This is a genomic window from Chamaesiphon sp. OTE_8_metabat_110 (genome assembly GCF_031382685.1).
Taxonomy (GTDB): domain Bacteria; phylum Cyanobacteriota; class Cyanobacteriia; order Cyanobacteriales; family Chamaesiphonaceae; genus Chamaesiphon.
Map to the genome: position 1 here is coordinate 1 of NZ_JANMZA010000452.1, position 7,797 is coordinate 7,797.

The following is a 7,797-nucleotide window of genomic DNA, read 5'->3' on the forward strand; positions in this document are numbered from 1 at the left end:
GCATTACTAAAGATGCAAAATCCCATCCCCCCAGATGGCTCTGCATGGTGCCCAGGCGGACGCGCTAGCACAAATGCAGGTTCGCCAGTGAAAGCCAAATCGACCCCATCCAGCCACGCATTGACAGCCAAGAGTGCAACATCATAAGTTCTGGTAGAGACGGGTGTATCGGGATCGATCGATCCGCCGTTTTGACTGAGCTGCTGTACAGACTGGATATATTCAGTTGGGTGAATTTTCTCGATCCAAGGTAATGGCGATCTCACTCGTACAGGTGTCGGCTCTCGCCAATCGAGTCGATCTGCCGATTTAGATCTTTCTAGTGCTGACTTAATTGCTGTCAGTCGAGCTGGTTTTTCGGGATGAAAGGCTCCGGTTTCGTGTAATAAAAATTCGTCTGAATAGATAACTGGGAACATAAACTAAATAATTGTTTATCTTGCCGACTTCGAGCAATGAGACAATTTTCACAAGCCAAGTGGGTACTCTTAATTTAACAGACTAGAGGAAAATTGGGATGCTCAACCGTGAAGATGCGATCTTAGAATTAACAGGCAGTGCGGGTGTTTATAGCTATGGGATGATCGTTCCTGGCTTTTGGGGTCGGACGACGCTGCAACTCCAGCCGACTCGATTGGTCGAAAAGACTCAAAAAATAATTGCTCGGCGGCACTGTGCAGTTTTACTAACTCAAATAGATTCTGTTGAGATTGTTGAAGAGGGCAATCCACTTTTATTGACGATCGGTATTCTAACTATCTCTTTGATGGTTGGTTTTATCTTTATTATTTTGTATTTTGTACTTAAAAATAAATACTTAGCAGTTCGGAGTGGAAGTAACGTTCAACTAGTAATGCTTAATAGTGCAAATACAGAAAGAGCGCAGCAGTTTATGAATGCCGTACTAAAACAGGCAGAAGGACTTCAGCCTCAACGGTAAAAAGTCAGTCATCATAATTTATATCGCCTCAAAATTGACTGGGAAGGGGACTTAAATCGGGACTGAGGCATATTGCAGCACTTCCAATACCTGCACCGAATCGCAGATATAGCTCCCCGCTTCCCAGGCAGCCTTTTGTGTTCCTACAGCCCAACCGCGTTCGGCGATAGTGCCCACCCACTACCGCTGCGCGTGGTAATTTGGCATTGGCAAGCGGTAAGTCGGGCGGAGATTGGCGTTCACGGAGTGTCTCCGAAAGAGAATCGCGGGTGCAATATTTCAGACATTCAGCTATCATCAGCTAAAACGATCGCCACAATAGTATTCTAAGACTATTAACTCCCGATCGATAATTCATCAATTCTGCCTGATGGTCATTTATTTTGTCTTCTTGACGATTTCTGCTGCTACCTATGCGCTCTTTAGTTTGGGCTTAAACCTCCAGTGGGGAGTCACTGGGCTGATTAATTTCGGACATGTGGCATTTATGGCGATCGGTGCCTATTCTACCGTGTTACTGTCGTTGCAGGGCGTACCGATTCCGATCGCCGTTGCGGTTGGGGCTGGTTTATCGGCATTATTGGGGCTGCTGATTGGGATGTCTACGCTGAGACTGCGCGAAGACTATCTGGGAATTGTCACGATTGGCGTGTCGGAATTAGTCCGCTTGGTAGCCAAAAATGAAAAATGGTTGACGAAAGGTACCTTCGGCGTTCAAGGCTATCCCAAACCGTTTGATTTTAATCCTAATTATCCTAGCAAAATCTTCTTTATTATCTGGTTGACAGCAATTTGTGGGTTGGCATTATGGCGATTATTATTGTGGATGCGTGTCGAAAATAACCGCCTAATTAGCGGTGCGATCGCGATTATTTTTGTATTGACTGTGAATGTATGTGGATCTTTAGCTCTCTATGGTGCTTTACCGCCGTACTATCGATATGATTATCGAGCGGGTTTGATGCTGCTAACTTTGACGACATTAACAGTGGTTTATATCGGCTTAGAAAAGTTGGTGCATTCACCGTGGGGACGCATTCTCAAAGCGATTCGCGAAGATGAAGAAGTGCCCAAGGCTTTGGGTAAAAATGTTTTTTGGTACAAACTTCAAGCTTTCATGCTCGGTGGCGCGATCGCGGGTATTGCTGGCGCTTTTTATGCTTGGCAATTTAGTGTGTTTCCAGATAACTTTGAGCCGCTGCTGACATTTAATGCTTGGATTATTATCATGTTAGGTGGTGCGGGTAATAATCTCGGGACGGTGATTGGCGCGATTATTTTCTGGGGCTATTCTGAGGTGACGCGGACTGAATTATTTAAGAATATATTTCGGGCTATGAACCTGGATGATACTCAGCAAGGGGCATTTCGGGTGATGATTATCGGTCTAATTTTGATGTTGATTATGATACTACGTCCGCAAGGTATTTTGGGTAATAAAGAAGAACTGACTTTGGGTAAGTAATTAATTAATAATTAATAATTGATAAATACATTTTTATATGTCTAACAACTATATCCCGATGTCTACTCAACCATTACTCGCCGCCAAAGGACTATGTAAAACTTTTGGTGGTATCAAAGCGGTACAAACAGCCGGAATCGAAGTCGCTACTGGAAGTATTACGGGTTTGATCGGCCCGAATGGAGCGGGTAAAACGACCTTTTTTAATCTCCTATCCAATTTTATTAAAGCCGATTCCGGTCAAATCGAACTTAACGGTCAAAAAATCCATAATTTACAATCCCATCAAATCGCAAGATTGGGGATGGTGAGAACTTTTCAAGTTGCTAAAGCGCTCTCGCGAATGTCAGTATTGGAAAATATGTTACTAGGAGCAAAAGATCCAGCAGGTGAGAAAATCTGGCAAGTATTATTCCAACCAAACTTAGTTAAATCCCAGCAACGAGAAGCAAAAGAAAAGGCGATGTCGATCCTCAATTCCGTAGGATTGAGTACCAAGGCAAATGATTATGCAGGTGGACTTTCGGGCGGACAGCGCAAGCTGCTGGAAATCGGTCGCGCTTTGATGGCAGATCCGAAATTAATTTTATTAGATGAACCCGCTGCGGGTGTCAATCCGCGCTTGATTGAAGATATTTGCGGGCACATTCTCAATTGGCGTAAAGCTGGTTTAACATTCCTAATTATCGAGCATAATATGGACGTGATTATGACATTGTGCGATCGCGTATGGGTACTCGCTGAAGGGACTAATCTCGTCGATGGTACGCCCAATAAAGTTCAGAACGATCCCCGAGTAATTGAAGCTTATTTAGGGATTGATTAGATGCAATCCATGTTTGTGTTTGTTGGGCTTACGCAACAAACACAAACATGGATCGCCATCAGCCGATACAACATCATTGTGAGAGACAATCCTAGTCTCCGGGATTGCAATCTTGGTATGACCAGGGTATAACTAGATTATAATGATGCTAGGTAATCCAATTATGAAAACGGCTATTTCTTTGCCAGACTCAGTTTTTGCCGAAGCTGAAGCCCTCGCGCAACAGTTAGGACTTTCCCGCAGTGAACTTTACTCAACGGCGTTACAAGCTTATCTATCAAAATACAATCGTCAACAGATATTGAGCAAATTAAACAATATATACAGTGCAGAATCTTCCGATCTCGATCCGACGATCGCCACTATGCAATTTATGTCTTTACCGCGTGAGGAATGGTAATGTACCGAGGCGAAATTTGGTGGGCAAATCTACCAGAACCAGTAGGCTCGGAGCCTGGATACAATCGCCCTGTTTTAGTGATTCAAGATGACACGTTTACTCAAAGCAACATCAATACCGTTATTGTGGTGATTATCACATCCAATCTTAATTTGGCAGCAGCTCCAGGTAATGTGTTGTTGCCAAGAGCTGCATCGGGATTACCAAAAGATTCTGTTGCAAATGTATCTCAGATTCTCACGTTAGACAAAAAATTCTTGGTAGAGAGAATTGGTTCGCTGCCAGATGAATTGCAATTAGAGGTAGACGATGGTGTCAGAACTATTCTGCATTTGTAGTTTCTTTATCGTTGGCGTAGCCGCGCCGAGAGGTAATCTCTAGTTCCGATTATTTGCTAAAACACTCACGTAACTTTTGTTGTGTGTCCCTGCAACTAATTTAAGTTGCTGTAGGCACAGCCTCATCTTAGGGACGATCGCCTATAGATTGAGAGATCTTAGAATAGGTTCTATAAACATACTAAAAGCCGATCGATCTTCATCCTCTCGGACAAAGATCGATCGGCTTTTAGCTTAGACTTCCAGGCTATGGAGCGAGGTAGGTGTACTGCGAGAGACTGTGTTCGTAGTTTTGCAATAGGCGTTGAGCTTCCGAAATCTCGATCCGATTTTCGAGCAGCGCTTGTTCGGCTTTTTGCCGAATACTCTCAATCAGATCTTCGACATCATATTGGACGTAGCCGACAACTTCTTTCATCGTGTCACCCTTGACAACGTGTTCGATCTTGTAGCCTTTGGGGGTGAGTTTGATGTGGACGGCATTGGTGTCGCCAAAGAGATTGTGCAGATTGCCCATGATCTCTTGATAGGCACCGCCGAGAAATAGCCCTAAATAATAGGGTTTATTCGCTTCTAAGGGATGCAGTTCGAGGACGTGTTTGACATCCTTGAGGTCGATGAACTGGTCGATTTTGCCATCGCTGTCGCAGGTGAGATCGGCGAGGATACCGCGACGCACGGGTTCTTCCGCCAAGCGATGAATCGGCATGATCGGGAAGAGTTGATCGATCGCCCAACTATCGGGTGCGGATTGGAATACCGACAGATTGATATAGTAGATCGACGCCATGATTTGTTCGAGTTCTTCCAAATCTTCGGGCATATATTCCTCGCGTTTGGCGATATCGAGGATTTTTTTACAACAAGCCCAATACAGTTGTTCGGCACGCGATCGCTCTGTCAGGGTGAGATAACCAAATTTAAAGCGGCTGAGGGCTTCGTCTTTAAACTGGTTGGCATCATAGAACGCTTCGCGGAAGTTCTCGGGGTTGATGCTCTCGTAGGTTTCCCACAGATTGCGGACGATCTGATGTTCGGTAGTAGTACTTACGGGTGGTAAGTCAGTCCGGACTTCACAGGTACTCAGAACGTCAAAAATTAGTACGGATTGGTGCGACGCGATCGCGCGTCCGCTTTCACTAATTAAGGTGGGGACGGGAATATTTTTCTCACCACATGTCTCGCGAACTTCGGCAACGATATCGTTGGCGTAGTTTTGGAGGTCATAGTTTTTGGAAGCGTGGAAGTTGGTTTGGGAGCCGTCGTAGTCGATCCCCAAACCGCCGCCGACGTCGAGATATTTCATATTCGCGCCCAGTTGGACGAGTTCGACGTAGATTTTGCTAGCTTCGCCGATCGCATCTTTGATTACCGAGATCGAGGAGATTTGCGAGCCGATGTGGAAGTGCAGCAGTTGCAGTGAGTCGAGCATATCGACGGCTCTAAGCTTATCCACCACCATGATGATTTCGGGGACTGTCAGCCCAAATTTGGCACGATCGCCGCTAGAAACGCCCCAGCGACCGATGCCTTTGGCGTTGAGCTTGGCGCGGACGCCGAGATTTGGCTTGATGCCGAGCGATTGGGCGACAGCGATCGCCATGTCCACTTCTTCGATTTGTTCGAGGACGATAATCGGCATTTGACCCAATTTCTGCGCGAGCATCGCCATTTCGATGTATTCGCGGTCTTTATAGCCGTTGCAAATTAGTAACGAACCAGGATTGTCGAGCATGGCGATCGCGATCGTCAGCTCGGGCTTGGAACCTGCTTCAAGACCAAACTGGTAGGGCTTGCCAAACTTGACGAGATCTTCGATCAGGTGCTTTTGTTGATTGCACTTGACGGGGAACACCCCTTTATAAATGCCAGCGTAGTTATAACGCGCGATCGCCTTAGCAAAGCAGGAATTTAGCCGCTCGATCCGGTGTTCTAAGATGTCTGAAAACCGAATCAGCATCGGCAGTGCCAAATTGCGTTGCTGGAGCGATGTGACTAGCTCATAGAGGTCTAGAGAGCCACCGCGATCGCCTTGAGGAGCTACAGTGACGTGTCCTGCGGCATTAATTGAGAAGTAAGGTTCGCCCCAGCCCTGAATCCGATAGAGATTCTCACTATCTTCGATCGTCCAAGGTGCCTTTGGCTGTTCAGCTTGTTGCGGCTGTTTTTTACCCACTGGTGCTTTATCCTGACGATCTACGGTATTTTTCAAGAGTTGATTCAATTCCGCAGCTACGTTTGCATCTGGTAGCTCTAATTCCATATTTTTTTCTGCCACTGCCTATCCCATTTTTCCTATCGGATAAATTCCCGTCTGCAATTTTAACGCATTATTCGAGGGTCGCTCGATCGTTTTAATGCACTTATCTATGTATAAGATACCCATCGCTCGCACGAAACTAGCTCGATCGGATATTTACTCACATTATAGATATTTCTGGCGATCGCGATGTTCCCTCAAATGGATGATTTCACAGCTTAATTCCCAATGCTTTCAGGGTCATCGGGCCGACCGAACCATCGGCACTCAAGCCTTTTTGGAGCTGAAACTTAGCGACTGTCGCTTGGGTATCGCGATCGAACACACCAGTAACGGGGGTCGGGAATCCGGCATTGGTAAGGCTCTGTTGAATCCGGTTGACGATCGATCCGCTATCGCCCAGCCGAAAGACGGTAGTAGTGCCAAAACCCGCGATCGGACAGCGATCCATTCTCGCGGCGGTTTGGTCGCCGAAGCTACCATCGACGGTCATCCGATCGCTGGGATTGTATTTATTCCAGAGGGTCTGAAAAGCTTTCACGCCCAAGTTGCCAACGTCATCGCGACCGCTATTTTCAAAGAAATGTACGGGATCGTTACCACCCAACCACTGCCATCCATGCGCCAGTAGATAGGGTTTCCAGGCATTATAATTGCTGACATCGATCGCGCGACCATCTTCATGATTGCTATTGCCCGGTTTAGCGGCTTGGGGAATTAATTTGGGATCGCGACGGAAGACGCGATAGAGGACGTGTTGCTGAGCGACGGTGCGATAAGCCGAGTTGATTGTCATTTTGAGATTGGGTTGCTTGCTGGTACCTTCCCGCAACGCCGCTCGCAAGCTTTCTCTGGGTTCGGCTTGGAGATAGAGATTTAGGTGCGCTTCGTTGGTACTGCTAATCCCCCGGAGACTTTCAAAGTTAATCAAGATCCCGGTTTGTAATGTGTTCATTTGGGCGATAATCTGCCGACTCAAACCGCTAACGCGTCCGGTATCGACGGTGCGGGATTGAATCATGGTCTCGATCGCCTCTTTTACTGTTGTCATGGGAATAGGGGATAGGGGATAGGGAATAGGTTTTAGGCTTTAGGCTTTAGGCTAGACTTTAGGCTTTAGGCTTTGGGCTTTAGGTTTGAGGAAATACCAGCATTTCTTAGTCTCCCAACTCCCAACTCCCAACCCAAATAAATTAATTTAAATTCATCCCGATCAGGGTGGAGAGTGTGTGGATATAGGAGTGGTAGATGCACCCTGATTATTCGTCCCTGACTTGCCGATTGGTAAGTTGGGGCTTTTTCTTGGGAATTAATTAATTATTTAAATTCATCCCGATAAGGGTAGGGAGAGAGTGGATATAGGAGTGGTAGATGCACCCTGATTATTCGTCCCTGACTTGCCTATTGGTAAGTTGGGGCTTTTTCTGGGAATTAATTAATTATTTAATTTTGTCCCGATAAGGGTGGAGAGAGTGTGGATATAGGAGTGGTAGATGCACCCTGATTATTCGTCCCTGACTTGCCAATTGGTAAGTTGGGGCTTTTTCTTTGAATTAACTAATTATTTA

General features: G+C 46.0%; 8 protein-coding genes and 1 pseudogene. 5 read left to right on the forward strand and 4 right to left on the reverse strand.

The window, feature by feature from the left end; translation table 11 throughout:
• Positions 1-419 (reverse strand): annotated as a pseudogene (locus RMO52_RS16635) (histone deacetylase); the annotation flags it as partial.
• Positions 420-517: 98 nt separating this feature from the next.
• On the opposite strand from RMO52_RS16635, the gene RMO52_RS16640 reads away from it, so the two are divergent.
• The gene (locus RMO52_RS16640) at positions 518-940 is read left to right on the forward strand and encodes a hypothetical protein (protein ID WP_310416364.1); all 423 of its coding nucleotides are present in this window, start codon (positions 518-520) and stop codon (positions 938-940) included.
• 51 nt (positions 941-991) lie between these two features.
• On the opposite strand, the gene RMO52_RS16645 is transcribed toward RMO52_RS16640, so the two are convergent.
• Positions 992-1,117, reverse strand: coding sequence for a hypothetical protein (locus RMO52_RS16645; RefSeq protein WP_310416367.1), 126 nt, complete (start codon positions 1,115-1,117; stop codon positions 992-994).
• Positions 1,118-1,310: 193 nt separating this feature from the next.
• Between RMO52_RS16645 and RMO52_RS16650 the strand changes: the two genes are divergently transcribed.
• From RMO52_RS16650 to RMO52_RS16665, 4 genes are all read left to right on the forward strand, one after another.
• Positions 1,311-2,405, forward strand: coding sequence for a branched-chain amino acid ABC transporter permease (locus RMO52_RS16650; RefSeq protein ID WP_309742046.1), 1,095 nt, complete (start codon positions 1,311-1,313; stop codon positions 2,403-2,405).
• A gap of 37 nt (positions 2,406-2,442) precedes the next feature.
• Complete coding sequence (locus RMO52_RS16655; protein ID WP_310416370.1) at positions 2,443-3,231, forward strand: ABC transporter ATP-binding protein; 789 nt, start codon at positions 2,443-2,445, stop codon at positions 3,229-3,231.
• A 163-nt stretch (positions 3,232-3,394) separates the two neighbouring features.
• Complete coding sequence (locus RMO52_RS16660) at positions 3,395-3,631, forward strand: hypothetical protein (RefSeq protein ID WP_310416374.1); 237 nt, start codon at positions 3,395-3,397, stop codon at positions 3,629-3,631.
• Positions 3,631-3,969 carry a type II toxin-antitoxin system PemK/MazF family toxin gene (locus tag RMO52_RS16665; RefSeq protein ID WP_309739679.1) on the forward strand — a complete coding sequence of 113 codons (339 nt, stop codon included), beginning with the start codon at positions 3,631-3,633 and terminating at the stop codon, positions 3,967-3,969. Before RMO52_RS16660 ends, RMO52_RS16665 begins: the two co-directional genes overlap by 1 nt.
• Positions 3,970-4,216: 247 nt before the next feature.
• On the opposite strand, the gene speA is transcribed toward RMO52_RS16665, so the two are convergent.
• Positions 4,217-6,232, reverse strand: coding sequence for a biosynthetic arginine decarboxylase (speA, locus tag RMO52_RS16670; RefSeq protein ID WP_396135030.1), 2,016 nt, complete (start codon positions 6,230-6,232; stop codon positions 4,217-4,219).
• A 208-nt stretch (positions 6,233-6,440) separates the two neighbouring features.
• Positions 6,441-7,280 carry a peptidoglycan-binding protein gene (locus RMO52_RS16675; RefSeq protein ID WP_309739684.1) on the reverse strand — a complete coding sequence of 280 codons (840 nt, stop codon included), beginning with the start codon at positions 7,278-7,280 and terminating at the stop codon, positions 6,441-6,443.
• Between the last annotated feature and the right edge of the window lie 517 nt (positions 7,281-7,797).

What these genes read in the sequence shown, in the direction of transcription:
- speA (WP_396135030.1), bottom strand. Translation starts at nt 6,232, where the DNA reads ATGGAATTAGAGCTACCAGATGCAAACGTAGCTGCGGAATTGAATCAA.
- RMO52_RS16640 (WP_310416364.1), top strand. Translation starts at nt 518, where the DNA reads ATGCTCAACCGTGAAGATGCGATCTTAGAATTAACAGGCAGTGCGGGT.
- RMO52_RS16675 (WP_309739684.1), bottom strand. Translation starts at nt 7,280, where the DNA reads ATGACAACAGTAAAAGAGGCGATCGAGACCATGATTCAATCCCGCACC.
- RMO52_RS16660 (WP_310416374.1), top strand. Translation starts at nt 3,395, where the DNA reads ATGAAAACGGCTATTTCTTTGCCAGACTCAGTTTTTGCCGAAGCTGAA.
- RMO52_RS16655 (WP_310416370.1), top strand. Translation starts at nt 2,443, where the DNA reads ATGTCTAACAACTATATCCCGATGTCTACTCAACCATTACTCGCCGCC.
- RMO52_RS16650 (WP_309742046.1), top strand. Translation starts at nt 1,311, where the DNA reads ATGGTCATTTATTTTGTCTTCTTGACGATTTCTGCTGCTACCTATGCG.
- RMO52_RS16665 (WP_309739679.1), top strand. Translation starts at nt 3,631, where the DNA reads ATGTACCGAGGCGAAATTTGGTGGGCAAATCTACCAGAACCAGTAGGC.